This window comes from Streptomyces sp. NBC_01276 (assembly GCF_041435355.1).
Classification (GTDB): Bacteria; Actinomycetota; Actinomycetes; order Streptomycetales; family Streptomycetaceae; genus Streptomyces.
Window position 1 is genome coordinate 5693557 of sequence record NZ_CP108442.1, and the last position, 26660, is coordinate 5720216.

A 26660-nucleotide genomic window follows, 5' to 3' on the forward strand; every position below is an offset into this window, starting at 1 on the left:
CGGATCCGGATAAGTCGGATCCGTGTAAGTCGGATGGGGATAAAGAGGCGCGACTAGCGCAGCGCGTCGAGCGGGATCGGTGGCGTATACGCCATGGAACTACTGCCAATAGGCACGCTGATCACCTCCCGCGAATCCAGACGCGGTTCGTCCGCGCCTCCGACACCGTAAACGACAGGCAATGTGATTACAAAGTCGGGAAAATCGGCCATCGCCCTATGTGTCCTGTAAAGACCGAGCCCCGGCGGCCTGCGGGTGGGAGGAAAGGGCTGGTCAGGGGGAGGGCGATCGAAAACAATGGGCACATGACGACACGTGCCCGTTCCTTCGACGCGGCCGCCGCGCTCTACGCGGCCCACCGCCCCGGGTATCCCGAAGCGCTGTACGACGCCGTCGAGGAGCTGGCCGGCCGGCCGCTCGCCGGCGCCAGGGTGGCCGACGTGGGGGCCGGGACCGGCCTCGGGACCGGACCGATGCGCCGGCGCGGGGCCGAGGTGGTCGCCGTGGAGCCCGGGGACGGGATGGCCGCCGAGTTCCGGCGGGCGCACCCGGACATCCCGGTCGTCCGCGGCGACGGGGACCGACTGCCCCTGTCCACCGGCGCCTTCGACCTCGTCACGTACGCACAGGCCTGGCACTGGACGGACCCCGCCCGCGCCGTCCCGGAGGCCCGCCGCGTCCTGCGGCCCGGCGGGGCGCTCGCCATCTGGTGGAACGACATAGACGAGTCCGTCCCCTGGGTCGCCGAACAGGGCGCGCGCATCCGCGCGTTCTTCGAGGCGGACGGCGCCACCCGGTTCCGCACCCTCCCGCAGGGCATCGGCTCCGGATTCGCCACCCGCACCGTCGCCTGGTCGCGCCGGATCCCCCTCGACGCCCACCTCGCCAACCTCTCCAGCCACTCGGCCTTCCTGCTCCTCGGGGAGGAGGGCACCCGCGCGTTCATGGACGCCGAGCGCGCCCGGCTGGAGGGGCTCTTCCCGGACGGGACGGTGGAGGAGCCCTACACCGTCGCCCTGCACCTCGCCCGGAACCCGTGATGGCGGCCGCCTCCGCGGCCCACCGCGCGTTCCGGCGGGCCAACGAACTCCTCGCCTTCCTCCTGGAGGTCGCCGCCCTCCTCGCGCTCGCCGTCTGGGGCTACGAGTGGGGCGGCCACATCGTCGTCGGCGCGCTGCTCGGGGCGGTGGTGGCGGGTGCCGCGGCCGTGCTGTGGGGGGCCTTCGCCGCGCCGCGCGCCCGCTATCCGGTCCCGCTGCCGGCCGTACTCGCGGTGAAGGCCGTCGTGTTCGGGTCCGCGGCCCTCGCCCTGGCCGGGCTGGGGATGCGCACACAGGCCCTGTGGTTCGCCGGCCTGGTGCTGGTGAACACCGCGCTGGTGACGTACTACCGCTCCCGGGACTGAAGCACCCGCTCCCGGCACTGCGCGGGCGTGCCCCACGCGTCCCGCAGCGGCCGGGCCTTGCGCAGCCACAGCGACAGGTCCAGCTCCTCGGTGTAGCCGACGGCCCCGTGCAGCTGCAGCGCGGTCAGCGCGGCCGCGTACGCCGCCCCGCCCGCGGCGAGCTTCGCCGCCGCGACCTCGCCCGGCTCCAGGGACAGCGCCGCCGCCCACAGCAGCGGCCGGGCGAACTCCAGACCCAGCAGGGTGTCCGCCAGCCGGTGCTTGACCGCCTGGAAACCGCCGATCGGCGTCCCGAACTGGGTGCGCTGCTTCGCGTACTCCACGGTCCGCCCGAGCAGGGCCTCGCCGACGCCCAGGCACTGGGCCGCCGTCAGCAGCCGCGCCCACCGCAGGGCCGCCTCCGCGGCGGCCGTGACGGCCGGGCCCGCCGCGAGGAGCTCCCCGCCGTCCGCCGGGGCCCCGAGCCTGCGGGCCGGGTCGAGGGAGGCCAGCGGGGCGACGGTGCTCCCGGCCGGGGCGAGGCGCAGTTCCCCCGCCGCCGAGACGGTGAAGTGCCAGGTGGCCGCGTCCGCGTCCAGGGCGTACGGGGAGCCCCCCGGCAGGGTCAGCGTGGCCGGGGCCGTACCCGCCGCCAGCCCCGGGAGGAAACGCTTCGCCAGTGCCCCGTCCCCGAGGTGCGCCAGGAGCACCGACACCGCCGCGCTCTCCACGGCCGGCCCGGGGACGCCGGCCCGGCCCAGCTCCACGAAGCCGAGGGCCAGTTCCACCGGGAGCGGGCCCATCCCCTCGTACGCCTCCGGCACCGCCAGCGCGAACAGCCCCGTGTCCGCGAGCCGCGACCACAGGGCGAGCCCCGGTCCGTGCTCCCCGGCGGCCCAGGCCCGCACGGCCGCGGGCACCTCGGCGGCGCCGAGGAGGGAGCGCAGCGTACGGGTGAAGTCGTCCTGTTCCTCGGTCGGCAGGAAGCGCATCAGCGGCGGCCCTTCGGGAGGCCGAGCAGCCGCTCGGCGATGATGTCGCGCTGGATCTCGTTGGTGCCGGCGTAGATCGGCCCGGCCAGGGAGAAGACCCACGGCTCGGCCCACTCGCCCTCCGCCAGCTCGGCGTCCGGGCCCAGCAGGTCCAGGGCCGTCTCGTGCAGGGCCATGTCGTACTCGGACCAGAACACCTTGTTCAGGCTGGACTCGGCGCCGATCGCGCGGCCCGCCGCGAAGCGGGAGGCGCCGGCCCGGGTGAACAGCTCGTAGGCGCGCGCCCCGACCACCGCGTCCGCGACCCGGTCGCGCAGGGCCGTGTCCGCCGGGTCGCCCCGCTCCCGCCACAGGGCCAGGAGCCGGTCGGCGGCGGCCAGGAACCGGCCGGGGGAGCGCAGGGTCAGCCCGCGCTCGTTGCCCGTCGTCGCCATCGCGATCCGCCAGCCCTGCCCCGGCTCCCCGATCACGTCCTCGTCGGGTACGAAGACCCGGTCGAGGAAGAGTTCGGCGAAGGCGGGCTTGCCGTCGAGCCGGCCGATGGGCCGCACCGTCACCCCCGGTTCGCGCAGGCCGAACATCAGGTACGTCAGCCCCCGGTGGGGCCGGTCCGCACCGGGATCCGTACGGAAGATGCCGAAGGCCCGGTCCGCGAACGCGGCCCGCGAGGACCAGGTCTTCTGCCCCGACAGCAGCCAGCCGCCCTCCGTGCGCTCGGCCCGGGACTTCAGCGAGGCCAGGTCGGAGCCCGACTCCGGCTCGGACCAGGCCTGCGCCCAGATCACCTCGCCGCTCGCCATGGAGGGCAGCACCCGGGCCCGCTGGGCGGGGCTCGCGTGGTCGAAGAGGGTCGGGGCGAGGAGGTTGATGCCGTTCTGCGAGACCCGGCCCGGTGCGCCCGCCGCCCAGTACTCCTCCTCGAAGACCAGCCACCGTTCGAGGTCCACGCCCCGGCCGCCGTACTCCTCGGGCCAGGACACCACCGACCAGCGGTCGGCGGCCATCCGCGCCTCCCACTCCCGGTGCGCCTCGAAGCCCTCCGCGGTCTCCAGCGAGGGGAGGGGCCGCCGCGGTACGTGCGCGGTCAGCCAGGCCCGCGCCTCGGCCCGGAAGGCCGCCACCTCCGCGGTCTCGGTCAGGTCCATCAGCCGTTCGCCTCCTTCATGGCGGCCACGTCCGTGCCGCCGAGCGAGTCCGCCGCCGTCTCGGCGTTGTGGGCGTGCGCCAGGTGGTGCAGTCCGAAGACCGAGTCCATGCCGCCGTGCATCCCCTGGAGGTCCTCGGCCTGGTTGACGGCCCGTTTGGTCAGGGCCGGCCCGAACGGGGGCATCTCGGCGATCCGCAGGGCCAGCCGCTCGGTCTCGGCGGCCAGAGCGTCCGGGGCCACCACCCGGTTGACCTCGTACGCCCGCCGGGCGGGCATCCGGTCGCCGGTGTAGAGGAACTCCTTCGCGATCCGCGGGGGCATCGCCCACGGGTGCGCGAAGTACTCGACCCCGGGGATGCCCATCCACCTTCACCTCCGGGTCGTCGGAGGCCCGGTAGAAGGCGTCGTCCAGGGCGTAGGTCATCGCGCTGTTCTGCGCGTTGCGGTAGCGGGGGCGGTTCATCGTCACGTACGCGACGGGGCCGCGCCGCTCGTCCAGCACCGGTGGGGCGTCGGTGGCGTCGGGCATGCGGACATCCTTCCCTAACAAGTGTTTGGTAGGTTAACGTACGGCCATGAGCAGCGTCGAGGAGTTCCGCACCGCGGTCCGGAGTTGGCTACGGGCCCACCTCACCGGTGAGTTCGCCGCCCTCAGGGGCCGCGGCGGACCGGGCCGCGAACGCGAGGAGTCGCCCGCACCACCCCCGGCTCCCGGCGCCACGCTGACCTGTCCTGCCTCCTGGTCCCCCTGGACCAGGCCGGGGTCGAGATCCGGCCCATCGTCCAGCTCACCGGCACCTCCGAGTTCAACGAGGTCTTCTTCGACGGCGCCCGCACCGACGCCGCCCACGTCGTCGGCGCACCCGGCGACGGCCGGGCCGTCGCCATGGCCACCCTCGGCTAGGGGGTGCGCGGCGTCTCCACCCTCGGCCAGCAGGTCGGCTTCCGCCGCGAACCGGAGGACCTCGCCGCACTGGCCGCACGCAACGGCGCCCTCGCCGACCCGCTGGTCCGCGACCGGCTGGTACGTGCCTGGATCGGCCTGGAGACCATGCGCGCCACCGCACTGAGCCCCGGCACCGCACCCTCCCCGGCCAAGCTGTACCGGGCCCGCTGGCCCCGCGACCTCGGCGAACTCGCCATGGACGTCCGCGGTGCCGCCTCCCTCCTCGCGGGCGGCGCGCACGGGGCCCCGTACGACCTCGACGACTGGCAGAGGCTCTTCCTCTTCTCCCGCGCCGACACGATCTACGCGGGTTCCGACGAGATCCAGCGCACCATCGTCGCCGAGCGGATCCTCGGCCTTCCCAAGGAGGCACGGACATGACCGCGCCCGCGTACGTCCCCGCCCACGACCTGCTGGCGGGCCGCACCGCCGTCATCACCGCCGCCGCCGGGGCCGGCATCGGCGGCGCCACCGCCCGCCGCTTCCTGGAGGAAGGCGCCCGCGTCCTCATCGGCGACGCCCACGCCCGCCGGCTGAAGGAGACCGAGCAGGCCCTCGCCGCCGAGTTCGGCGCGGACCGCGTCGCCTCCCTGCCCTGCGACGTCACCGACGAGGAGCAGGTCCAGGCCCTCTTCGACCGCGCCGAGGAGCTCCACGGCGGCCTCGACGTCATCGTCAACAACGCCGGGCTCGGCGGCACCGCCGACCTCGTCGACATGACCGACGCACAGTGGTCCCGCATCCTCGACGTCACCCTGAACGGCACCTTCCGCTGCACCCGCGCCGCGCTGCGCTCCCTCAAGGCCGCCGGCCGGGGAGGGGTCGTCGTCAACAACGCCTCCGTCATCGGCTGGCGCGCGCAGACCGGCCAGGCCCACTACGCCGCCGCCAAGGCCGGGGTGATGGCCCTGACCCGCTGCGCCGCGCTGGAGGCGGCGGCCTTCGGCGTACGGGTCAACGCGGTCGCCCCCAGCCTGGCCATGCACCCCCACCTGGTGAAGGTCACCAGCGAGGAGCTGCTCACCGAACTCACCGCCCGCGAGGCCTTCGGCCGCTACGCGGAGCCCTGGGAGATCGCCAACGTGATCGTCTTCCTGGCCTGCGGCTACTCGTCCTACATGACGGGCGAGACCGTCTCGGTCAGCAGCCAGCACGCGTAGCCGCAGAATGGGCCCGTGCCAACGAACAAGAAGAAGCCGCAGGTGACGGCCTCCCCCGAGCGCCGACGCGAACTCCTCGGCACCGCAGCCGAGGTCTTCGCGGCCCAGGGCTACAACGCCACCACCGTCCGCAAGATCGCCGACGCCGCCGGGATGCTCGCCGGCAGCCTCTACTACCACTTCGATTCCAAGGAATCGATGCTCGACGAGATCCTCTCGGCCTTCCTGAACGAGCTGTGGGCGGGCTACGACACCGTCCTGGCCGCCGGTCTCGGCCCCAGGGAGACCATCGAGGCCCTCGTCACCGAGTCCTTCCGGGAGATCGACCGGCACCGCGCCGCCGTCGCCATCTACCAGAAGGAAGCGCGGACCCTGTCCGCCCAGCCCCGCTTCCACTACCTCTCGGACTCGCAGGTCAAGTTCGAGAAGGCGTGGCTCGGCACGCTGGAGCGCGGGGTCGCCGCCCGGGTCTTCCGGGCCGACCTCGACATCCGCCTCACCTACCGCTTCGTCCGCGACACGGTGTGGGTCGCCGCCTCCTGGTACCGGCCCGGCGGACAGCACAGCCCCGAGGAGATCGCCCGCCAGTACCTGTCGATGGTGCTGGACGGGATCGCCGTACGCACGTAACCACCGGAGGAGTCCCGATGCCCGAGGCCTACATAGTCGACGCCGTACGCACCCCCGTGGGCCGCAGGGGCGGCGGCCTGTCCGCCGTGCACCCCGCCGACCTCGGCGCCCACGTCCTGAAGGCGCTGGTCGAGCGGACCGGGATCGACCCGGCCGCCGTCGAGGACGTGGTCTTCGGCTGCCTCGACACCGTCGGCCCGCAGGCCGGGGACATCGCGCGCACGGCCTGGCTGGCGGCCGGACTGCCCGAGGAGGTGCCGGGCGTCACCGTCGACCGCCAGTGCGGCTCCTCCCAGCAGGCCGTCCACTTCGCGGCGCAGGGCGTCCTGTCCGGCACCCAGGACCTGGTGGTCGCGGGCGGCACCCAGAACATGTCGATGATCCCCATCGCCTTCGCCTCCCGGCAGGCCGCCGAACCCCTGGGCCTCACCGAGGGCCCCTACGCGGGATCGGCCGGCTGGCGCGCCCGCTACGGGGACGCCCCCGTCAACCAGTTCCACGGGGCGCAGCTCATCGCCGAGAAGTGGGGGATCTCCCGGCGCGACATGGAGGAATTCGCCCTGCGCTCCCACCGGCGGGCCCTGCGGGCCATCGACGAGGGCCGCTTCGAGCGCGAGACCGTCGCCTACGGGGACGTGCGCGTGGACGAGGGACCGCGCCGGGACACCAGCCTGGAGAAGATGGCCGGTCTGCGGCCCGTCGTCGAGGGCGGCACCCTCACCGCGGCCGTCTCCTCCCAGGTCTCCGACGGGGCGGCGGCGATGCTGATCGCCTCCGAGCGGGCGGTCGCCGAGCACGGCCTCACCCCCCGGGCCCGCGTCCACCACCTGTCGGTCCGCGGCGAGGACCCGATCCGGATGCTGTCGGCGCCGATCCCCGCGACCGCGCACGCCCTGAAGAAGACGGGCCTGACCCTCTCCGACATCGATCTGGTGGAGATCAACGAGGCCTTCGCCCCGGTGGTCCTGGCCTGGCTGAAGGAGACGGGGGCCGACCCCGACCGGGTGAACGTCAACGGCGGCGCCATCGCCCTGGGCCACCCGCTGGGCGCGACCGGCGTCAAGCTGATGACCACCCTCCTGCACGAACTGGAGCGCACGGGCGGCCGCTTCGGCCTCCAGACGATGTGCGAGGGCGGCGGCCAGGCCAACGTCACGATCATCGAACGCCTCTGACGTCCTGCGGACGCGCGGCGGGCGGCCACGGCGGTCCGCCGCCGCGTCTTGTCGCCCCCCGGGGGAGGTGTGCTAGCTTTGGGGCTGTTGCAGTTGTGGTACCCATGAACTTTATGTGCGCCTGACGGGAATGCTCCGACAGGCGCTTTAATTGTTTTTACCGGAATCTCCGGATGGGGCCCTTGCCGCCTATTCAGGAGATTCAAATGGCTAACGGTACCGTGAAGTGGTTCAACTCGGAAAAGGGCTTCGGCTTCATCGAGCAGGACGGTGGCGGCCCGGACGTCTTCGCCCACTACTCGAACATCGCCACCCAGGGCTTCCGTGAGCTCACCGAGGGTCAGCGCGTGACCTTCGACGTGACGCAGGGCCAGAAGGGCCCCCAGGCGGAGAACATCCTCCCCGCCTAATTTCTTCAGCATGCCGGGGTCCGCGCCGCGAGGTGCGGGCCCCGGCTTGTCTGCTGTCTCGACCGCTGTTTCGCACCTGCCGGTTTCAGGAGGGCTTTTTCCGCATGACCAGCTCCAGCTCCGCACGACCCAGCCGCCGCCCCACCCGGGGCCGAGGTGCGGCCCAGGGACGTCCGAAGGCTGGCGCGGGACGGCAGAAGTCCGCCCCCGTTGCCCGGCCGCAAGAATTCACCATGCCCGAACCGCTGACCCCGGCCCTCCCGCCGGTGGCCGCGTTCGAGGACATGGACATGCCCGAGGCGCTGCTGAAGACCCTCGCCGCCCAGGGCGTGACCGAGCCGTTCCCCATCCAGGCCGCCACGCTGCCGAACTCCCTCGCCGGCCGTGACCTGCTCGGCCGCGGCCGCACCGGCTCCGGCAAGACGCTGGCCTTCGGCCTGGCCCTGCTCTCCCGCACCTCCGGCCGCCGCGCGCAGCCGAAGGCGCCGCTCGCGCTGGTCCTCGTACCGACCCGCGAGCTCGCGCAGCAGGTCACCGACGCCCTGGCCCCCTACGCCACGGCCGTCAACCTGCGCATCGCCACCGTCGTCGGCGGCATGTCGATCAACCGGCAGTCCGGCGCCCTGCGCCGCGGCGCCGAGGTGCTCGTCGCCACCCCCGGCCGCCTGAAGGACCTCATCGACCGCGGCGACGCCGACCTCTCCCAGGTCGCCGTCACGGTCCTCGACGAGGCCGACCAGATGACCGACATGGGCTTCATGCCGCAGGTCACCGCCCTGCTCAAGCAGGTCGAGCCCGGTGGCCAGACCATGCTGTTCTCGGCGACCCTCGACAAGAACATCGACAAGCTCGTCAAGATGTTCCTCACCGACCCGGTCGCCTTCTCCGTCGACCCGTCCGCCGGCGCGGTCAGCACGATGGAGCACCACGTCCTGTACGTCATGGACGAGACCGACAAGAAGGCCGTGGCCACGCGCATAGCCGCACGCGACGGCCGGGTGATCATGTTCGTCGACACCAAGCGCGGCGTGGACCGCATGGTCAAGAAGCTGCTGGCCGACGGCGTCCGCGCCTCCGGCCTGCACGGCGGACGCTCGCAGCCGCAGCGCAACCGCACCCTCGACTGGTTCAAGACGGGCGAGGTCACCGCACTGGTCGCCACCAACGTGGCCGCGCGCGGCATCCACATCGACGACCTCGACCTCGTCGTCAACGTGGACCCGCCCACCGACCACAAGGACTACCTGCACCGCGGCGGCCGTACCGCCCGCGCCGGCGAGTCCGGCAGCGTGGTCACCCTGGTCCTGCCCGACCAGAAGCGCGACATGACCCGGCTGATGTCGGACGCCGGGATCACCCCGCGCACCGCGCAGATCAAGTCCTCCGACGAGGAGCTGTCCCGCCTGACCGGCGCCCGGGAGCCCTCGGGCATCCCCGTGGTGCTGGAGGTCCCGGTCGCGACCCCGCCGAAGCAGCGCTCCGGCTCCGGCTCGGGCTCCGCGCGCCGCCGCTCGGGCGGTCCGCGCACCGGCTCCGGCACGGGTGCCGCCCCCGCCTCCGGCGGCCGCGGCCGCCGCACCGGCTCCGGCGCGTCCGGGCAGGCCCCCGCCGCCGGCTCCGACCGCTCCCGCCGCGGTCAGGGCGGCCAGGGCTCCGGCTCGGCCGCCGGCTCCGCCGGTCAGGGCCGCCGCTCCTCCGGGGGCGCCTCCTCCGGTGGCGCTGCCGCGGCCTCCGCGCGCAGCCGCGTCGGCACCGGCGGCCAGGGCCGCCGCCGGGCGGTCTGACCCCCAGCGACACGAGAAGGGGCCGGGTGGTGCGTCACGCACCGCCCGGCCCCTTCGTGCCGTCCGTGCCCTGCCGGGGCCGGTGCCGGGCCCGCTTTAGCGGACCATCTTGGCCTGGAGCTTCGCGAGCGTCCGCAGGTCCAGGCCCAGGCCGTCCGTCAGGTAGCCGTAGAAGCCGCCGTAGTCGGCGTCCAGCTGCGCGGTCGCCGCCTCCAGGTAGTCCTGGCGCACCTCCTGGAGCGGGATCAGCAGGTCGGGGTTCTGCATCCGGCCCGACTGCTTGAGGCCCGCCCGGACCTGGGCGTCGTAGGCCCCGCGGAAGGTGTTCGAGGCCAGGTAGTCGCTCCCGGCCGACGCCTCCGGCACGCCCAGCGCGCGCAGCAGCACGTAGCTCATCCAGCCGGTGCGGTCCTTGCCGGACGTGCAGTGGTACAGCAGCGGTCCCTGGCCGGAGTCCGCGATCTCCCGCAGCGTCGCCGCGAACTGCGCCCGGTTCTCGGGGCTGCTCACGAAGGTGCGGTAGATGTCCCGCATGTAGGCCTCGGCCCGGCCGCCGCCCAGCATCTGCTCCTGCTTGACGGGATCGCCGCTGGCGATCGCGCCGACCAGGGTGCCGTACAGGCCCAGGTCGCTGACCGGGCGGGAGGTGGCGGAGAGCCCGGCCGGCAGCCGGTCGGCGCCGTCGTACTGGACCTCCATGGGGATGCGGAAGTCGACGGCCTTGGTGAGGCCGAGACCCGCGACGGTGGTGATGTCCGCCGGGGTCAGCCTGCCCAGCGCGTCGGAGCGGTAGACCAGCCCCTGGCGGACCAGTCCGCCGGTGTACGTGCGGTAGCCGCCGACGTCACGGACGTTGACGGCGCCCTGGAGCGGGATCTGACGGATCGCCGTTGCCTGCTGCCGGAGGGGGCGGAGGGCAGCGGCCCCCGCTCCGGGTGCCGCGACGGCGGGCGCCGCGGCGGGAAGGGCGACGGCGGCGGTGAGTGCGACGGCGGCCGCCGTGGACGCCAGACGGATTCGGGCACGGCTCATGGGGACGACTCCCGTGGAGGAGAAGGGGGATCACCCTGCCGGTGGCAGGGCGCGGAGCGTGTGCAGTACCGCGTGTGCCTCGGCCATGACGCGGCCGACGAGCTCCGCACAGGACGGCAGATCCTCGATCACCCCCGCGACCTGGCCGGATGCCATGACACCGAGGTCCGTACGGCCCTCGACCATGGACGCCTTCAGGAGCATGGGGGTGTTGGCGGCGAGCAGAACCTGGCTCCAGGACAGGTCCTTGCCGTGTTTCATGGACAGGCCGTCGCGCACCATCCGCGACCAGGACAGGCCCGACAGCCTCCTGAAGCCCGCCGCGTGCCGCACGGCCCGCGCCAGCGCCCGGGTCCGCCCGGCCCGTTCCAGCGCGTCGACCAGCTCCGTGCGCAGCATCCGGTGCGGGAGCCCGTCCACGGCGGTGGTGACGGTGACGTCCTTGACGGTCGCCTTCAGGTACTCCGCCTTGACGGCGTCCGGGACGGTCGAGTCGGAGGTCAGCAGGAACCGGGTGCCCATGGCGACGCCCGCCGCCCCGTACGCCAGGGCCGCCACCAGGCCGCGGCCGTCGTGGAAGCCGCCCGCCGCGACCACCGGGACGTCCACCGCGTCGACCACCTGAGGCAGCAGCACCGTCGTGGCCACGTCCCCGGTGTGCCCGCCGCCCTCCCCGCCCTGCACGATCACCGCGTCCGCGCCCCAGGCCGCGACCTTCTCGGCGTGCCGGCGCGCCCCGATGGAGGGGATCACCACCACCCCCGCGTCCTTGAGGCGGGCGATCAGCTCCTTCGACGGGGCCAGCGCGAAGGAGGCCACCCGGACGCCCTCGTCGATGATCAGCTGCGCGCGTTCGGCGGCGTCCCCGGCGTCCGCGCGCAGGTTGACCCCGAAGGGGGCGTCCGTACGGGACTTGACCTCGTGGACGGCCGCCCGCAGCTGCTCCAGGGTCATCGTCGCCGACGCCAGGATGCCGAGGGCCCCCGCGTTCGCCGCCCCCGACACCAGCCGTGGCCCGGCCACCCAGCCCATGCCGGTCTGGACGATCGGGTGGCGGACGCCGACCAGCTTGGTGAACGCCGTCTCCAGGGCGGGCACTTCGGCCCCGCCGGTCCCTTCCCCCATGTCAGACCCGCACTTCCCGGTCGCGCAGGCCCTCGGGGTCGATGACCTCGCGGATCAGCCGCAGCTCCCGCTCCGTCGGTTCCCGGGTGTACGGGACCTCGTCGGCGACCGCCAGTTCGAAGCCGGTCGCCTCCCGGACCCGGTCGAGGGTGACCCCCGGGTGGAGGGAGACCAGGCGCATCGTGTGACCGGGGCCGGTGAAGTCGAAGACGCCGAGGTCGCTGACCACCCGGGGCAGGTGGTGGAAGCGGGTGACCCCGGCGGCCTCGGCGCGGTCGTAGCCGACGCCGCTGACCATGTCGACGCGCTCGACGAAGACCCGGGGGGAGTGCCGGGGCACCCAGTAGCTCACCGGGTTGTTCAGGGTGTTCACCGGAGCCCCGCGCACCCCCAGGAGCTGGCGGGCGGGCCGCTCCCAGGCTCCGATGCAGGAGATGTTCTGGTTCCCGTACCGGTCGATCTGGCTGGCGCCCATCATCACGTGCCGCCGCCCGCCGGTGACCATCGTCAGGTGCCTGCGGTACGGGAGCCAGCCCTCGGGCGTGCCGTCGATTCCGACCAGCATCGCCTCGCCGTCGGTGAGCAGCAGGTCGGGGGAGAAGGTGCGCTTGGCGAGCCGGGCACCGAAGGAGGGGACAGGGCCCATGGGGCTGGCGAGCACCTCGCCGTTGTCGCGCCAGGCCTCGGCGCAGGCGACCACGCAGTATTCCGAACGGCTGATCGGGCTGGTCACTGCTGCTCCTCGTGCCAGGTGCGGACGGCGGTCTGGTAGTCGTGCTCGCCCGGACCGGAGAGGAAGCGGGCGGCGAACTCGGGCCAGGGGGTGGTGGCGTAGAGCTTCTGGAAGGCCTCGTCGCGGCCGTAGTCGGGGACGCAGGAGGTGAAGTGCGCGCCGTTCGGGGTCTCCACGACCCCGGTGACGGAGTGCCGGCTGACCAGCAGGGACTGCGGGGGGCCGGCCTTGGCGAGCTCGGTGCTCTCCACGAGCTGTTCGCAGGAGACGTACGCGGTGTCGGCGGCCTCGCAGAACAGGTCGTCGAAGTAGGGGTCCGGGCCGAGGTACTGGCCGTTGCCCAGGCGGTCGGCGCGGTTGAGGTGGACCAGGGCCGCGTCCATGCGCAGGGCGGGGACGGCGACGAACTCCTCGCCGTCGGCGTAGGGGGAGGTGACGGTGCGCAGCTCCGGGTTGACCCGCATCACGTCGGAGCCGAGGCCGGCCCGGACGGGCAGGAAGGGGAGCCGGTTCGCGGCGGCGTGCAGGCCCCACATGAACATGGCCTCGTCGTACTCGGTGAGGGCGAACGCGCCGCTCTCGCGGGCGGCCCGGAAGTGCGGCTCCAGCGGGATGGAGTCCAGGGTGGCGAAGGGGGCGATCAGCCTGGCGATGCGGCCCGCGGCGGCGAGGAGGCCGACGTCGGGGCCGCCGTACGAGATCACGGTCAGATCGGTGATCTCGGACCGGAGCAGCGCTCTGACCAGGGCCATCGGCTTGCGCCGCGAGCCCCAGCCGCCGATGCCCACGGTCATGCCGCTGCGCAAGCGGCCGGCCACCTCGTCGGGGGTCATGGTCTTGTCGGTCACCGGGTGCTCCCTTGCTTGCCGGAGGCGTCTTTCCCGAAGGTGTCGCGGACCCGGTCGGCGACCCCGCTGAGGTTGGCCTCGAAGGTGAAGCCCTGTTCGAAGCGGTAGCTGCGCCGGACGTCGACGGGGTCGATGCCGTTGATGGCGGCCTTGGCCAGCCTGATCAGGTAGCCGTCCTTCCTGGCGATCTCGGCGGCCAGTTCCAGGGCGGCGGCCCGCAGTTCCGCGGGCGGGACCACCTTCCAGACCGAGCCGTGCGCGTGCAGTTCGGCGGCGGTGGCGGTGCGCGAGGTGTAGTAGAGGGCGCGCATCAGGTGCTGCGGGACGAGCCGGGCCAGGTGGGTGGCGGCGCCGAGGGCGCCGCGGTCGAGCTCCGGCAGGCCGAAGACGGCGTCGTCGGAGGCGACGATGGCGTCGGCGTTGCCGACGAGGCCGATGCCGCCGCCGAGGCAGAACCCGTTCACGGCCGCGACGACCGGCACCTCGCACTCGTAGACGGCGGCGAAGGCCTCGTAGCAGCCGCGGTTGGCGCCGATGAGGGCGCCGTGCCCGGTGTCGCGCTGCACCTCCTTGATGTCGACGCCCGCGTTGAAGCCGCGGCCCTCGGCGGCCAGGACCACGCAGCGGACCCCGGGATCGCGGCCGGCGGCGCGCAGGGCGTCGGCGAGGTCGTACCAGCCCTGGACGGGAAGGGCGTTGACGGGCGGGAAGTCGACTGTGACGAGGGATATGCCCTTGCCGGGGCTGGAGGTGGAGACACCCATGAGCGGATCAGCTACCTTTCCACCAAACATTTGTTAGGCGAGGAAGGTAGCAGCCGATGGAGCTCAAGGGGAGGGTCATCGTCGTCACCGGCGGAACCAGGGGCGTCGGCGCCGGGATCGCGCGGGCGTTCCTCGCGGCGGGCGCGGAGGTGGTGGTCTGCGCCCGCAGACCACCGGAGGAACCGGTCGCGGCGGGCGGGCGGGAAGCCGCCTTCACCCCCGTCGACCTGCGCGATCCCGGCGCCGTGACGGAGTTCTTCGCCTCGGTCGCCGACCGCTTCGGGCGGCTCGACTGCCTGGTGAACAACGCGGGCGGAACCCCGTACCGGCTCCTCGGCGAGGGCGGGGCCGAGCGGCACGCCCGCGTCCTGGAGCTGAACCTCATCGCCCCGCTGACCGCCTCGCTCGCCGCCCACCCGTGGCTGCGGGCCTCGCACGGCTCGGTCCTGATGATCGGCAGCGTCAGCGGCACCCGCCCCTCGCCCGGCACCGCCGTCTACGGGGCGGCCAAGGCGGGGCTGGAGAACCTGGCCCGCTCCATGGCCGTCGAGTGGGCGCCCGAGGTGCGGGTCAACTCCCTGGTCCTGGGCATGGTGCGCACCGAGCTCGCGCACCTGCACTACGGCGACGAGGCGGGCATCGCGGCGGTCGGCGCGACCGTCCCCCTGGGCCGGCTCGCCGAGCCCTCGGACGTGGGGGAGGCGGCGGTGTTCCTCGCCTCCGACCGGGCGGGATACGTCAGCGGGGCGAGCCTGCTGGTGCACGGGGGCGGGGAGCGCCCGGCGTTTCTTGATGCGGCAACTGTCAACAAGGAGAGCTGAGATGGCGGGTACGGCGGGTACGGCGGGCAAGGCGGCCATGGCGGACGGACGCGTGGTCGTGGTGACGGGCGCGGGCCGCGGCCTGGGCCGGGCCCACGCCCTGGCCTTCGCGGCGGAGGGCGCGCGGGTCGTCGTCAACGACCTCGGGGTGGGACTCGACGGGCAGCCCGGCCCGGACGGTCCGGCGGCGCTGGTGGCCGAGGAGATCAGGGCGGCGGGCGGCGAGGCGGTGGCCCACGGCGGGGACATCGCCACCGCCGCGGGCGCGGCCTCCCTGGTGGAGTGCGCGGTCTCCGCCTTCGGCCGCCTGGACACCCTGGTCAACAACGCCGGGTTCCTGCGCGACCGGATGCTCGTCAACCTGGACGAGGACGACTGGGACGCCGTGATGCGGGTCCACCTCAAGGGCCACTTCCTGCCGCTGAAGCACGCCGCCGCCTGGTGGCGCGCCGAGGCGAAGGCGGGCCGCCCGGTCTCCGCCCGGGTGGTCAACACCTCCTCGGGCGCCGGCCTGCTGGGCTCGGTCGGCCAGGGCAACTACAGTGCGGCCAAGGCCGGGATCCTCGGCCTGACCCTGGTCGCCGCGGCCGAGATGGGCCGCTACGGGGTCCAGGTCAACGCCATCGCCCCGGCGGCCCGGACCCGCATGACGGAGCAGACCTTCGCGGACACCATGGCGGCCCCGGCGCAGGGCGCCTTCGACGCGATGGCCCCGGAGAACGTCTCCCCGCTGGTGGTCTGGCTCGGCTCGGACGCCTCGGCCGGGGTCACGGGCCGCGTCTTCGAGGCGGAGGGCGGCCGCATCACGGTCATGGAGGGCTGGCGCCCCGGCCCCACCGCCGACCGCGCCGCCCGCCGGACCCCGGCGGAGGCGGGCGAGGCGGCGGCGAAACTACTGGCGGCGGCGCAGGCGCCGGGGGCGGTGTACGGGGCGCGGTAGCCGACGGGGGAGGCCGGGCCGCCCCACCGCGCGGCCCGGGTCAGCGGGGCCCGGCGTCCGCCTCCGCCCGGCGCAGCGCGGCCTTGAGCGCCACGTCGAGGGCCTGCTCCGCCGGGACCTCGACGTCGGGAACGACCCCGACGCCCTCCCAGTTGGTGCCGGTGACGGTACTGATCGCGCGGCTCGTCGGCACGGTCACGAGGACGTGCTCGGCCACGGCGTGGCGCTCCGTCGGATGGGCGCCGCCCCGCGTCGTCCCCCCGACGACGGTGGCCCGTCCGTGCGCCTGAAGGGTGTACGCCACGTCCTCGCCGCCGGAGAACGTGGCCGCGCTCGTGAGCACGTACACCGGGCGGCCCGCGTAGCGCGGCGCGGGCAGGTGGGCGGTCGTCCAGAACTGGCGGGTGGTGTCGGTGCGCCGGTCGTAGATGTCGTTCAGGTGCACCTGGTCGTCCGGGAAGAAGTAGCTGCACCACATCGCCGCCCCCTCGGCCGACCCGCCGCTGCACGCCCTCAGGTCCAGGACGAGCGCGGAGCTGTGCGCGACCAGCTGCATGGCCGCTCCGATCATGCCCGCGCCCTCGGCGGCGGTCGTGATGCGCCGGAGGTCGATGAGGCCGACGTTCCCCTCCAGGTGCTCGACGCGGCCGATCCCGTGGTTCTCCTTCCGGAGCAGCGCGAGGAAGGCGGCCTGCCCGCCGTCGTCGTCCGCCGGCTCCAGCGACTGCGGAACGTCCGTCCAGAGCAGCCGCAGGTGCTTGTCCGGACAGGCCTCCTGGAGGTGCGCCGTCACCGTCTCGCACAGCGCGGGGCCGTCCAGCCCCTCGTACGCACCCGCCGCGAGCCGGCCGCGGATCGCGGTCGCGATGAGCGCGGCCTTCTCCGGGAAGACGTAGCCCGCGCCGATCCGGTCCAGAGCCAGCTCGATCATTCGTTCGTTGGTCGACATGGTGGGCCATGCTAAGGGTCAACCAGCCCTGGAGCAGCGGGATTTCCGGCGCGGGCCGACCGGCTCAGGTACGGAACCAGCGGCGCTTGGGGGTGGCCGGGGACGTCCCCTGTCCGGTCCACGGGCCCGGGTCGGTGGTCTGGGGCAGCTCGTTGGGATGGAACGCGCCCGAGGCGGCGATCTCGTCCAGCCCCTCCGTACGGGTCTTCAGGCCCTGGGTCACGTACCCCTTGTCTGCGTGTCGGCCCGTCTCGGCGAGGAGCCTGACCAGCAGGACCAGTTCCCGCACGGGTGCCAGGCGGCCCGTGTCCGTCAGTACCCGCTGCGCCCAGGCGCTGGGCGACGGGGGCGGCCGGACTTCACCCGGCAGGGGGGCGACACCTTCGGGTCTGGTCAGTTCGAGCAGGTCCTTGGCCTTGCGCTGTGCGCCGATGGCCCGACTCAGCCGCCGCGGCTCGATCGGCCGGCCGAGGTCGTCGAAGGCGTCGTTCAGGTGGGGAAGGGCATCGACCGGGAGGTCCCGCGCCGCGAGGAGGAGCAGCCGGTCGGCCTGCTCATCCTCCCCCTCGTCGCGGAACGCGACCACTGAGCGGGCGACGGCCTTCGGGTCGTCCGTCCAGGGGCCCGCGCCCACCCCTTGCCACGCGTCCAGCTCGCTGCGGGTCTCCAGCCGGGCACGCCTGGCCCGGTCGGCCTCGGACCGCTGGAGCCGCAGCACCGCCTCGTGCTGCTGCACCAGGTCCTCCAGCTCCTCGATCCGGCGCGTGACGCCCTCCAGTTCCTCCTCCAGGCCCTGCACCTCCTCGTGGCCACCGGACGGCTGGTCGAAGACGTCGGCGAGGCTGTCTTCGAGCCGTTCCCGGTGCTCCCGCTCGCGGGCGATCTCCTCGCGCAGCCCGGTGAGGTCCTGCGCGGTCCGCACGCGTTCCTCCTCCAGCGCGATCCGCAGGGCCTGCTCCTTGTACTCCCGCGCGACCAGCGGACCCTTGGTCTGCGCGGCCGCGTACAGCCGGTTCCACCCCTCCCGGACCCGCTCGGGATCCACGGCCCCGCGTTCGGCCAGCAGCCGGTGCAGGGCCGGCAGCAAGGGCGGCTGCGGCAGGTTCGCACCGCTCAGGAAGCGGGAGAGCCGGCTCGCGTCCACCTTCACCTCGGGCTCGTTCTCCCTGAGCCACGTCACGATCTCCGTGGAGGACATCCCCAGGTCCTCGCGCAGTTCGCGCAGGTGCTGGGCGAACGCCGCCTCCTCGGGATTGAGCCCTTTCAGGGAACCCAACCTCTGCAACGACTGGGCCCCGCTCGGGCTCGAAGGCTGCTCTGACATGCACTTTCCCCTCTTGCGAGGCGCGCAACTTGCGTGCCGTCGCGCAATACGGGCTTGCGGCGTCGCCAACATGACGCCAGGACCGTTCTCTTGACCCGACGGCCCGCCAACGGGCCCGAGGGACAAGGAGAACCACCTCATGCCGCGCACCCTACGCACTGCGGACACCCGGCCGCGCCCGTTCCTGGAGATCAGGATCCGGGGACTCCACCTGACCGTCGAGCACGTCCCGCACCGTCTGCTCACCCTCGTCACCACCCTCGGCGGAGCCTTCGCCGGGGCCGTCTGGTACCCCCGGTAGACCCGGGCCGGGTGCGGGGCCCGGCCGGCGAACTCCGCCGGCCGGGCCCCGCACCCGGGGGGACTCAGCGCTTGAGCGTGAAGGTGAAGTCGCCGGAGAGCCTGCCGCCCAGCCGGACCGCGGAGACGAGCTTGCCCTCCTCTGCCAGCCTCTCCGTCTCCGCCCGCGAAAGGCCGCAGCCTTCGGCGATCAGCCGCAGCGGCCGGACGGGGATCCGTGCCGCGAAGCGGACGGACACGTCGATCACCTCGCGGTCCAGGTGGTCCGATCCGCCTGTGTCGAGGCGCCAGGCACCGTCCCAGTCGAGGGCGATGCGATTGCGCCGCCGCAGGACCGGGTCCTGGAGCAGCTCGGCCGCCAGGCCGGGGTCGTTGTCGTGCAACCGGTCCAGCAGCGCGGGCCGGACGGAGCGCACGTTCGCCCGCTCCAGAACCGTGAGCTTCGCCGTTTCCCCGCATCCGGTGCAGAGCACGAGGAGCCAGGCGTCGAGGAGCTTGTGGTGTGCGTTGACGCGGAATTTTCCGTTCGCCCGGAAGCGGTCGGACGCGCACGCGTGGCAGCGGCGCAGGACGAGCGGCAGGCATGTGGGCATGACGACCCAGTTGTTGAGCACAGGGGTACACCGATTTTCAGTGAGAAGTCCGCAGCAGGAAGCAGCGCGGCGCAAGAGGCGCGACGCGCTACGAATCAGCACTCGGGGTGTCTCACACGGTGTACAACGGGCCGTCCTTGCCTGGGCGATGTGGTCCGGGAGCACGGTAAGGGCGGACAGGGGCTCCGTTCCACCGGTTTTCGGCAGGGAAGGCGTGCGGCACGGACACGTGCGCGGCCGGTCAGGCGGGATCCGCCGGGCCGGAGTTCGGGACATCCTGTGTGCCGCCGGGACGGTGCGGCGGGCCGCGCGGTGGGGGAGCACCGCTGATGGGTGCGGTCGCGGGGGGCTGCGGACTCGCGGGTTCCGGCCAGGGGACGACGGCCGGGCCCGGCCCCGGGCCGCTTGTCCGGTACGCGCCCCTCCCGGACCCCTCCGACCGTGATGGCATGTCCACGCCCAATCCCGCTCCTACGGACGGAGAAGCAGACATGCGCCTTCGCAGACTCACCCTCGGGGCCGCCGCCATCGCCCTGGCGGCCGTCGCCGCTCCCGCCCCCGCCCAGGCCGACACCCCTACGGTGCCGCCCGGACGCGTCACCGTGGAGGTGGCCGGGGCCAACGGCTCGGGCTGCCCCGCCGGTACCACCAGCATCGCCGCGGCCCCCGACAACAGCGCCTTCACCGTCACCTACAGCGACTACCTCGCCCAGACCGGCGCCGGCTCCGGCGGCACCGACTTCCGCAAGAACTGCCAGCTCGCCCTGCGGGTCCACGTACCCCAGGGCTACACGTACGCCATCGCCCGCGCCGACTACCGCGGCTTCGCCAGCCTCCAGCGCGGGGCCTTCGGCCAGGAGCGCGCCGGCTACTACTTCCAGGGCGCCTCGCAGACCGCCCGCACCACCCACCAGTTCAGCGGCCCCTACGGGGACAACTGGCAGGCCAGCGACCAGACCGGCTACAGCGACCTGGTCTGGGCCCCCTGCGGCGAGACCCGCGTCCTCAACGTCAACACCGAGCTGCGCGTGTACGGCGGCTCGTCCAGCCCCTCGGCCCTGAGCTTCATGAGCATGGACTCCACCGACGGGAGCGTGAACACCGTCTACCACTTCGAGTGGAAGGAATGCCCCGCCGCCTGACAGCGCGTTGCGCGTAAGCAGAAGGAGTGACAAAGATGTCGCATTCCCTGTCCCGCACCCTGTTCGTCGGCGGCGCGGCCGCCGCCCTGATCGCCACCGGGGCCCCGGTCCAGGCCCAGGCGTCCATCACCGTCCCGCCCGACAAGATCGTCATCGAACTCGCCACCGTCAACGGCTCCGGCTGCCGCGAGGGCACCGCCCAGGTCGCCGTCGCCCCCGACAACACGGCCTTCACCGTCACCTACAGCGAGTACATGGCCCAGATCGGCCCCGGCGCCCCGCCCACGGGCTTCCGCAAGAACTGTCAGCTCAACCTCCGCGTCCACGTGCCGAACGGCTTCACGTACGCGATCGTCCAGGCCGACTACCGCGGCTTCGGCTACCTCCAGCCCGGTGCGACCGGGGTGGAACGTGCCAACTACTACTTCCAGGGGATGCCGCAGACCGCCCAGCGGACCCACACGTTCAGCGGCCCGTTCAACGACAACTGGCAGTCGACCGACAAGACGGAGTACGCCGACCTCGTCTGGGCCCCCTGCGGAGAGAAGCGGAACTTCAACATCAACACCGAGCTCCGGGTCAACCCGGGCACGTCCAGCCCCACCGCCACCAGCTTCATGGCGATGGACTCCACCGACGCCAGCGTGAACACCCTGTACCACCTCGCCTGGGCGACCTGCCCGACGCCGAAGAAGTAGCCCCTGCGGCGGAGGGGGCGGGACCGACGTGCGACGGGCCCCGCCTCCTCCGCCGTGCGGATTGCCGGATTCCGGGTACCGGTACGCGGTGGAGTGGTTACGCTCGGTGACGGACACGACGAACGCCGCCACCCGGCGTGAACTTGGGGGTGACCGCCTCATGGTCAACATCCGCGACCTCGACCCCAGCGCCTCGCCGCTGGACTACTACGGCTCCGAACTGCGCCGGCTGCGGGAGGAGGCGAAGCTGAAACAGGAGGACCTGGGGGGCATCGTCTTCTGTACGGGGTCCCTGATCGGGCAGATCGAGACGACGCGGAAGGTTCCCACAAGGGACTTCTCCGAACGGATCGACGCTGCGCTGGGGACGGGTGGGATGTTCAGCCGCCTGATCGGGCTGGTCCTGCGCAGCCAGCTGCCGCACTGGTTCCAGGCGTACGCGGAGATGGAGGCGAAGGCGGAGTACATCTCCACGTACCAGTGCCAGCTGGTCTACGGGCTGTTGCAGACCCCTGGCTACGCGAGGGCGGTGCTCGGCATCGACCACCCCGACACCGTGGACACGGTGGTGGCGGCGAGGATGGACCGGCAGCGCATACTCAAACGCGGCAACCCGCCTGTGCTGTGGGTCGTGCTTGACGAGGCGGTCCTCCATCGTGAGATCGGCGGCCGGGAGATCATGCGTGATCAGCTCGCCTACTTGCTGGAAATGCGGGACCGGCGGTGGGTCAATGTCCAGGTGCTTCCCTTTTCGGCGGGCCAACACGCCGGGATGATGGGTTCGTTCAACCTCCTGCGGTTCGATGAGGACCCAGACCTGCACTACAGCGAGAGCTACGACTCGGGCCATATGACGGCCAATCCGCAAGTGATCAGGGAACGTTCGGTCGGATACGCTCGCCTTCAAGCCGAGGCGCTGTCGCCCGGAGCATCGGCGGCGCTGATCGCACGGGTAATGGAGGAACGCTATGGAGACCGGCCTGGATCTGACGTGGGTGCCGTGGCGTAAGTCGTCGTACAGCGGCTCCAGCGGCGGCGACTGCGTCGAGTGCGCCCCCCTCGGCCCCGTCACTTGGGTCAAGGCCAGCCGCAGCGGCGGCACAGGCGGCGAGTGCGTCGAGGTCTTCGCCCAGCCCTGCGCCGTCGCCGTCCGGGACTCCAAGAACCCCGGCGGCCCCGTCTTCACCGTCGGCCGGGCCGCCTTCGAGGCCTTCGTCGGGGCCCTGTAGCGCGTGGGTCCCCGGCGGCGCGGCCCGCTGCTACTCCGTGGCCGGCTCCCCGCACACCGGCGAGCCGATGCGCATCACCGTCAAGCGGGTCCCCGGCGGGCTCGGCACCGGCTGGGTCTGTGACGGAGTGGCCCCCGGGTGCGCATCGGCTACGCGTAGGGGACGCGCGGGGAACGCGCATGAGGAAGGCTCCGGGTCCGGCCCCCTGGCGGGGAGGTCGGGTCCGAAGCCTTTCTCGTGCGATGGGATATGACTACCCGCTACATCCACTCGCTGAACCGCAGCCGGCCCAACATGTTGTCCATCGCCCGCGCCGGCACCGCCGGTTCGAGGTCCCGCGGGGGCGCGGGGGGCGTCCGGGCGGCCCGCCCGGCCCCGTAGAGCTCCCGTCACACGGCCCGTGCGCACGCCGCCACCACGGGGGCCGGCCGCGCCGGTTCCCGTTCGCCGCCCCGGCAGGTGGACACCGAGACGGCGCTCGGCGGCGGTGATGGGGGAGACCTGCCCCGGTCCGGGCGCCACCATCGGCCCGGCGATGGCCTTCTCCTGGGCGGCGGTCAACGCCATCGCGGGCGATCGCGGTACCGGCTGACGGAGCTGGGTGTTCCGCCGCGGTGCTGCGGGCACAACGCCACCACGCCGAATGCGACGGAAGGGGCGGTGGGGCATGGAAGAGGAAGAGCCTTGGGCCAAGGTCGCCGTGTTGTCGGCCTTCGTGGTGTGGGGGGCGCTGGGCTGGATCGTGATGGACTCGGACCTCCAGGGCATCGAGGACCACCTCGGCTGGTGGATGCTCGCCATCGGCGCCATACCCCTGGTGATCACCGTCGTGGGCGCGTTCTACTCCGACGACACCACCGAGGGCGGTGGCGGCGACTGGAAGAACGAGGGCCACGGAGCCGGCCCGGGGTCCGGCTGCGGTGGCGCGTGCGGGGGCTGCGGGGGCTGACCCGGCCCCCGCGAGCCCCGGGTCAGGACAGCTTGCCGCCGTAGTCCGGCAGCTTGACGGTGCGTTCGGCGTGGCCGCCGACGAGGTCGCTCTCGTTGTTGCCGATGTTGGCGATGATCGTGTAGCCGCGGGCCTCGATCTCGGCGCGCTTGGCCGTCTTGTACGCGCTCACCTGCTCGAACAGGGCCGGCAGGTCCCGTACGTACAGCCCGTCGACCGGGTAGCCGACCGCCTTCAGATTGCGCTCGGTCAGGGAGTACACGATGCCGGGGCGCGCGGTGACGAAGAAGATCGCCACACCGCGGTCGCTCGCGTACCGGGTCAGCGCGCGGACCTTGTCGATCGCGGGGGTCGGAAACGTCCAGAACCAGTGGAAGTCCGTCTCCAGCGAGGAGTTGTCGATGTCGAGGACGATGGCCGGCTTCTCCCCGGCGGGGGAGGCGGCGATCCGCTGCTCGATGGCGGGGCGGGCGGCGTCGACGACGGCGGCCACGTCGCGCTGCCAGGTCGCGTAGTCGATGCCCAGGATGGCCGCGTTGCCGCCGGGGGCGGACGCGGCGGGGGCGGCGACGGGCGCCGGCGCGGGGGCCGGGGCGGCCTCGGCGGCGGTGGCCGGCAGCAGGGTCAGGGCGGTGGCGGCGACGACGGCCGCGGCGGCGGCGCGGGCGCGGTGGGCTGCGAGCATGTGGGGGCGCTCCTCGGGCATGCGTTGACATGTACGCGCTTAGATTCGGCCAGCGCCGCGCCTATGTCTACTGGTCGGTAGGAAACTTTTCGTGGCCGCCCGGTGAAGCCTCCCCCTCGGAGGCGGCCTAGGGCTCGCACTCCAGCACCGTGCGGCACAGCCCGCACCGTGCCCGCAGCGCCCCGCCGCCCGTCGGCAGCCGCAGCCACTGCCCGCACACCGGGCACGGGAAGCTCACCCGCACCTCCCCGTCCCCGCCCCGTCCGAACCGGTACGCCGCCCCGCGCGCCGGTGCCGCCCCCGCCCGCCGGGCGCGGGCGTAGCGCAGCCGTTCCGTCCGGCCCGCTCCGGCCAGGGGTGCCCGGCGCCACTCCCGGTCGGCGAGCGCGCGGCCGCGTACGTAGGCCTCGTAGGCCCGGGGGCTGGTGAACCAGGGGGAGGGGTCCTCCCCGAAGAGGCGGGCGCGGCGGGCGAGGACGTAGCCGAACTCCTCCGGGGTGAGGTAGCCGAGCTTCTGGTGGGTCAGGGCGTCCTCGCGGTAGGCGTCCAGCAGCAGCCAGCCGGCCCCGAGGAGGACGGCGGCCGTGTCGGTGAGGACCTCGTCGTCGGCGGTGGTGGGGAAGCGCAGGCCGAGGCGGTGCAGCAGCACGTGCGCGGCCTCGTGGGCCAGGGCGGCCGCCAGGTCGCGGCGGTGGACGCGGAAGCGGTCGTCGACCTCCACGAAGTATTCGGGGCCCGCCGCGAGCTCCACGGTGGCCGCGTCCCGCATCGGCCGGAAGGCGACCACCATCCGCGCGTCGGGCAGCCGCAGAGCGCGCACCACGGCGGACGCCACCCGGTGCGCCCCCAGGTGCAGGTCCTCGTCGGGGCCGAAGGCCGCCTCGGCGGGATCCAGGCTCGTGGCGTAGGCCCGGATCCCGTCGGCGGTCAGTGCGCGGAAGAGCGCGCCGATCGCCGCGCGGACCGTCTCCAGGTGCGGAAATCCGTGCTCGACGGGGCTGCTCCGGCGGCCGTTGTCCGTCATGCCGTCCCCCGGGCCGGAAGTTGTCCGAAAAGGCCTTCTTGAAGCCCGCGGCGACGCAGGAGTGTCATGGACGTGTCATGAACCCGATGGCGCGCACAGCCCAACCCCCCACGAAAGGCAGTGTGTTGACCGTGGCCACTCTCGCAAGAGTCCTCAAGCGCACCCTCGCCGCCGGCGCCGTGGCCCTCGCGGCCGTCAGTCTCCAGCCCACCGGCGCCAGCGCCGCCCCCGCCCCCGTCGTCGGCGGAACCCGCGCCGCCCAGGGCGAGTTCCCCTTCATGGTCCGCCTCTCCATGGGCTGCGGCGGCGCCCTCTACACCCAGCAGATCGTGCTGACCGCCGCCCACTGCGTCGACGGATCCGGCAACAACACCTCCATCACCGCCACCGGCGGTGTCGTCGACCTCAACAGCTCCAGCGCCGTCAAGGTCAAGTCCACCAAGGTCCTCCAGGCCCCGGGCTACAACGGCAAGGGCCGCGACTGGGCCCTGATCAAGCTCGCCAAGCCCATCAACCAGCCCACCCTCAAGATCGCCGAGACCAAGGCCTACGACAACGGCACCTTCACCGTCGCCGGCTGGGGCGCCGCCCGCGAAGGCGGCGGCCAGCAGCGCTACCTGCTCAAGGCCCAGGTCCCCTTCGTCTCCGACGCCTCCTGCCAGAGCTCCTACGGCTCCGACCTCACCCCCGGCGAGGAGATCTGCGCCGGCTTCGCCCAGGGCGGCGTCGACACCTGCCAGGGCGACTCCGGTGGCCCGATGTTCCGCCGCGACAACGCGAACGCCTGGATCCAGGTCGGCATCGTCAGCTGGGGCGAGGGCTGCGCCCGCGCCGGCTACCCCGGCGTCTACACCGAGGTCTCCACCTTCGCCGCCGACATCAAGGCCGCCGCGGCCGGCCTGTAGCCCCGGCCCCCGCTCCCACTCCCGCCCCTCGCCCTTCCGGCCGCCCCCGACGGGGCCGGAAGGGCGAGGCGCGCTGCCCCGAACGTGCGTAATCCCGGGAGAGCCGTCGCGAGCCCGGCCCACCGCCGCCCCCACCCCGTGACACCCTCCCGACGGCCCGCCGTGCGGTCGCGGGCCGACACCCGCCCCGGTCCGACGGGAAGGACCCACCGGCGGCAGCGGGCGACAGCGGGGAAGGCAGCGCATGACGATCAGCGTGGTCATCGCGGACGACCAGGAAATGGTCAGGACCGGCTTCCGGATGATCCTCGAAAGCCAGCCGGACATCGAGGTCCTCGCCGACGTCGTCGACGGAGAGGCCGCCCTCGCCGCCGTCGCCGAGCACCGGCCCGACGTCCTCCTCCTCGACATCCGCATGCCCCGGCTCGACGGACTCGAAGTCACCCGCCGCCTCACCGGCAGCGACGGCCCGCGCATCGTCATCGTCACCACCTTCGACCTCGACGAGTACGTCCACGCCGCCCTCCACGGCGGCGCGTCCGGCTTCCTCCTGAAGGACGCGAGCCCGGCCATGCTGGTTGAAGCCGTCCGGGCGGCGGCCGTCGGCGACGCCCTCGTCTCCCCGGCGATCACCGTGCGGCTGCTGCGCGAGATGGCCCCGCGCACCACCGCCGCCCAGGCCGCCCGCCGCCCCGCCGAACCCCTCACCGAACGCGAACGCGAGGTCGTGCGCTGCCTCGCGCGCGGGCTGACCAACGCCGAGATCGCCGCCGAACTGTACGTGTCCCTGTCCACCGTCAAGACCCACCTCGCCAACGTCCAGGCCAAGCTCGACGCCCGCAACCGCGTCGAGATCGCCGCCTGGGCCTGGGAGAGCGGCCTCGCCGCCGGCCCCGCGTGACCCCCCGCCCCGGCCCCACACCGCCCCCGCCGGCCACCACGCCCGCGTCCCGCCCCGGCCCGCGCCCGGC

At 73.2% G+C, this 26660-nt stretch carries 29 protein-coding genes and 2 pseudogenes; 18 read left to right on the forward strand and 13 right to left on the reverse strand.

Annotated elements, in window-relative coordinates:
* Positions 1–305 precede the first annotated feature (305 nt).
* Both OG295_RS25575 and OG295_RS25580 read left to right on the forward strand, forming a co-directional pair.
* Positions 306–1040, forward strand: a complete 735-nt coding sequence (locus OG295_RS25575; protein WP_371678997.1) for a class I SAM-dependent methyltransferase — start codon at positions 306–308, stop codon at positions 1038–1040.
* The gene (locus tag OG295_RS25580; RefSeq protein ID WP_371678998.1) at positions 1040–1405 is read left to right on the forward strand and encodes a YrdB family protein; all 366 of its coding nucleotides are present in this window, start codon (positions 1040–1042) and stop codon (positions 1403–1405) included. The genes OG295_RS25575 and OG295_RS25580 overlap by 1 nt, the downstream gene beginning before the upstream one ends.
* On the opposite strand, the gene OG295_RS25585 is transcribed toward OG295_RS25580, so the two are convergent.
* From OG295_RS25585 to OG295_RS25595, 3 genes and pseudogenes are all read right to left on the reverse strand, one after another.
* Entirely contained in the window at positions 1387–2376 is a 990-nt protein-coding gene (locus tag OG295_RS25585) for an acyl-CoA dehydrogenase family protein (RefSeq protein WP_371678999.1), read from the reverse strand. The genes OG295_RS25580 and OG295_RS25585 overlap by 19 nt on opposite strands.
* The gene (locus tag OG295_RS25590) at positions 2376–3521 is read right to left on the reverse strand and encodes an acyl-CoA dehydrogenase family protein (RefSeq protein ID WP_371679000.1); all 1146 of its coding nucleotides are present in this window, start codon (positions 3519–3521) and stop codon (positions 2376–2378) included. Before OG295_RS25590 ends, OG295_RS25585 begins: the two co-directional genes overlap by 1 nt.
* A pseudogene (locus OG295_RS25595) lies at positions 3521–4052 on the reverse strand (hypothetical protein). Before OG295_RS25595 ends, OG295_RS25590 begins: the two are co-directional and overlap by 1 nt.
* Positions 4053–4211: 159 nt before the next feature.
* Between OG295_RS25595 and OG295_RS25600 the strand changes: the two are divergent.
* From OG295_RS25600 to OG295_RS25625, 6 genes and pseudogenes are all read left to right on the forward strand, one after another.
* Positions 4212–4850, forward strand: a pseudogene (locus OG295_RS25600) (acyl-CoA dehydrogenase family protein); the annotation flags it as partial.
* A complete protein-coding gene (locus OG295_RS25605; RefSeq protein ID WP_371679001.1) occupies positions 4847–5629 on the forward strand; it encodes an SDR family oxidoreductase in 783 nt (260 codons plus the stop codon). The pseudogene OG295_RS25600 and the gene OG295_RS25605, both read left to right, overlap by 4 nt.
* Positions 5630–5644: 15 nt before the next feature.
* Positions 5645–6259 (forward strand): TetR/AcrR family transcriptional regulator, encoded by a 615-nt coding sequence (locus OG295_RS25610; RefSeq protein WP_371679002.1) that lies wholly within the window; start codon positions 5645–5647, stop codon positions 6257–6259.
* A 17-nt stretch (positions 6260–6276) separates the two neighbouring features.
* On the forward strand, positions 6277–7434 hold the full coding sequence (locus OG295_RS25615) for an acetyl-CoA C-acetyltransferase (RefSeq protein ID WP_371679003.1): 1158 nt from the start codon (positions 6277–6279) through the stop codon (positions 7432–7434).
* A gap of 206 nt (positions 7435–7640) precedes the next feature.
* Complete coding sequence (locus OG295_RS25620) at positions 7641–7844, forward strand: cold-shock protein (protein ID WP_007263537.1); 204 nt, start codon at positions 7641–7643, stop codon at positions 7842–7844.
* A gap of 104 nt (positions 7845–7948) precedes the next feature.
* The gene (locus tag OG295_RS25625) at positions 7949–9628 is read left to right on the forward strand and encodes a DEAD/DEAH box helicase (RefSeq protein WP_371679004.1); all 1680 of its coding nucleotides are present in this window, start codon (positions 7949–7951) and stop codon (positions 9626–9628) included.
* A gap of 96 nt (positions 9629–9724) precedes the next feature.
* Here the strand turns inward: OG295_RS25625 and OG295_RS25630 are convergent, their stop codons facing one another.
* The 5 genes from OG295_RS25630 to OG295_RS25650 are packed head-to-tail and all read right to left on the reverse strand — an operon-like array spanning position 9725 to position 14130.
* Positions 9725–10660, reverse strand: a complete 936-nt coding sequence (locus OG295_RS25630) for a tyrosine-protein phosphatase (protein ID WP_371679005.1) — start codon at positions 10658–10660, stop codon at positions 9725–9727.
* A gap of 30 nt (positions 10661–10690) precedes the next feature.
* Positions 10691–11749, reverse strand: coding sequence for an NAD(P)H-dependent flavin oxidoreductase (locus OG295_RS25635; protein WP_371681305.1), 1059 nt, complete (start codon positions 11747–11749; stop codon positions 10691–10693).
* A 37-nt stretch (positions 11750–11786) separates the two neighbouring features.
* Positions 11787–12518 (reverse strand): CoA-transferase subunit beta, encoded by a 732-nt coding sequence (locus OG295_RS25640; protein ID WP_371679006.1) that lies wholly within the window; start codon positions 12516–12518, stop codon positions 11787–11789.
* Positions 12515–13366, reverse strand: a complete 852-nt coding sequence (locus tag OG295_RS25645) for a CoA transferase subunit A (protein WP_371679007.1) — start codon at positions 13364–13366, stop codon at positions 12515–12517. Before OG295_RS25645 ends, OG295_RS25640 begins: the two co-directional genes overlap by 4 nt.
* The gene (locus tag OG295_RS25650; protein ID WP_371679008.1) at positions 13363–14130 is read right to left on the reverse strand and encodes an enoyl-CoA hydratase family protein; all 768 of its coding nucleotides are present in this window, start codon (positions 14128–14130) and stop codon (positions 13363–13365) included. Before OG295_RS25650 ends, OG295_RS25645 begins: the two co-directional genes overlap by 4 nt.
* Positions 14131–14186: 56 nt before the next feature.
* Here OG295_RS25650 and OG295_RS25655 point away from each other — a divergent pair, with 56 nt between their 5' ends.
* Complete coding sequence (locus OG295_RS25655; protein ID WP_371679009.1) at positions 14187–14951, forward strand: SDR family oxidoreductase; 765 nt, start codon at positions 14187–14189, stop codon at positions 14949–14951.
* A 1-nt stretch (position 14952) separates the two neighbouring features.
* Positions 14953–15891 carry an SDR family oxidoreductase gene (locus tag OG295_RS25660; protein ID WP_371679010.1) on the forward strand — a complete coding sequence of 313 codons (939 nt, stop codon included), beginning with the start codon at positions 14953–14955 and terminating at the stop codon, positions 15889–15891.
* 40 nt (positions 15892–15931) lie between these two features.
* Here the strand turns inward: OG295_RS25660 and OG295_RS25665 are convergent, their stop codons facing one another.
* Complete coding sequence (locus tag OG295_RS25665; protein ID WP_371679011.1) at positions 15932–16840, reverse strand: S41 family peptidase; 909 nt, start codon at positions 16838–16840, stop codon at positions 15932–15934.
* Positions 16841–16904: 64 nt separating this feature from the next.
* Entirely contained in the window at positions 16905–18164 is a 1260-nt protein-coding gene (locus OG295_RS25670; protein ID WP_371679012.1) for a hypothetical protein, read from the reverse strand.
* A 139-nt stretch (positions 18165–18303) separates the two neighbouring features.
* Between OG295_RS25670 and OG295_RS25675 the strand changes: the two genes are divergently transcribed.
* A complete protein-coding gene (locus tag OG295_RS25675) occupies positions 18304–18465 on the forward strand; it encodes a hypothetical protein (protein ID WP_371679013.1) in 162 nt (53 codons plus the stop codon).
* A 64-nt stretch (positions 18466–18529) separates the two neighbouring features.
* Here OG295_RS25675 and OG295_RS25680 read toward each other — a convergent pair whose 3' ends face one another.
* Positions 18530–19078 carry a DUF1062 domain-containing protein gene (locus OG295_RS25680; RefSeq protein WP_371679014.1) on the reverse strand — a complete coding sequence of 183 codons (549 nt, stop codon included), beginning with the start codon at positions 19076–19078 and terminating at the stop codon, positions 18530–18532.
* A gap of 470 nt (positions 19079–19548) precedes the next feature.
* Between OG295_RS25680 and OG295_RS25685 the strand changes: the two genes are divergently transcribed.
* From OG295_RS25685 to OG295_RS25705, 5 genes are all read left to right on the forward strand, one after another.
* Positions 19549–20199, forward strand: coding sequence for a DUF4360 domain-containing protein (locus tag OG295_RS25685; protein WP_371679015.1), 651 nt, complete (start codon positions 19549–19551; stop codon positions 20197–20199).
* 35 nt (positions 20200–20234) lie between these two features.
* Positions 20235–20897: a DUF4360 domain-containing protein gene (locus OG295_RS25690; protein WP_371679016.1), complete on the forward strand. Its 663-nt coding sequence runs from the start codon at positions 20235–20237 to the stop codon at positions 20895–20897.
* Between the two features lie 160 nt (positions 20898–21057).
* Positions 21058–21906: a helix-turn-helix domain-containing protein gene (locus tag OG295_RS25695; RefSeq protein ID WP_371681306.1), complete on the forward strand. Its 849-nt coding sequence runs from the start codon at positions 21058–21060 to the stop codon at positions 21904–21906.
* Complete coding sequence (locus OG295_RS25700; RefSeq protein WP_371679017.1) at positions 21866–22126, forward strand: DUF397 domain-containing protein; 261 nt, start codon at positions 21866–21868, stop codon at positions 22124–22126. The genes OG295_RS25695 and OG295_RS25700 overlap by 41 nt, the downstream gene beginning before the upstream one ends.
* A 667-nt stretch (positions 22127–22793) precedes the next feature.
* A complete protein-coding gene (locus OG295_RS25705) occupies positions 22794–23075 on the forward strand; it encodes a hypothetical protein (RefSeq protein ID WP_371679018.1) in 282 nt (93 codons plus the stop codon).
* A gap of 22 nt (positions 23076–23097) precedes the next feature.
* Here the strand turns inward: OG295_RS25705 and OG295_RS25710 are convergent, their stop codons facing one another.
* Together OG295_RS25710 and OG295_RS25715 are read right to left on the reverse strand one after the other, a co-directional pair.
* Positions 23098–23760 (reverse strand): HAD family acid phosphatase, encoded by a 663-nt coding sequence (locus OG295_RS25710; protein WP_371679019.1) that lies wholly within the window; start codon positions 23758–23760, stop codon positions 23098–23100.
* A 127-nt stretch (positions 23761–23887) separates the two neighbouring features.
* A complete protein-coding gene (locus OG295_RS25715; protein ID WP_371679020.1) occupies positions 23888–24784 on the reverse strand; it encodes a hypothetical protein in 897 nt (298 codons plus the stop codon).
* Between the two features lie 86 nt (positions 24785–24870).
* Here OG295_RS25715 and OG295_RS25720 point away from each other — a divergent pair, with 86 nt between their 5' ends.
* Positions 24871–25689 (forward strand): trypsin-like serine protease, encoded by an 819-nt coding sequence (locus OG295_RS25720; protein ID WP_371679021.1) that lies wholly within the window; start codon positions 24871–24873, stop codon positions 25687–25689.
* 244 nt (positions 25690–25933) lie between these two features.
* Positions 25934–26590 (forward strand): response regulator, encoded by a 657-nt coding sequence (locus OG295_RS25725; protein WP_371679022.1) that lies wholly within the window; start codon positions 25934–25936, stop codon positions 26588–26590.
* The last annotated feature ends 70 nt before the right edge of the window (positions 26591–26660 follow it).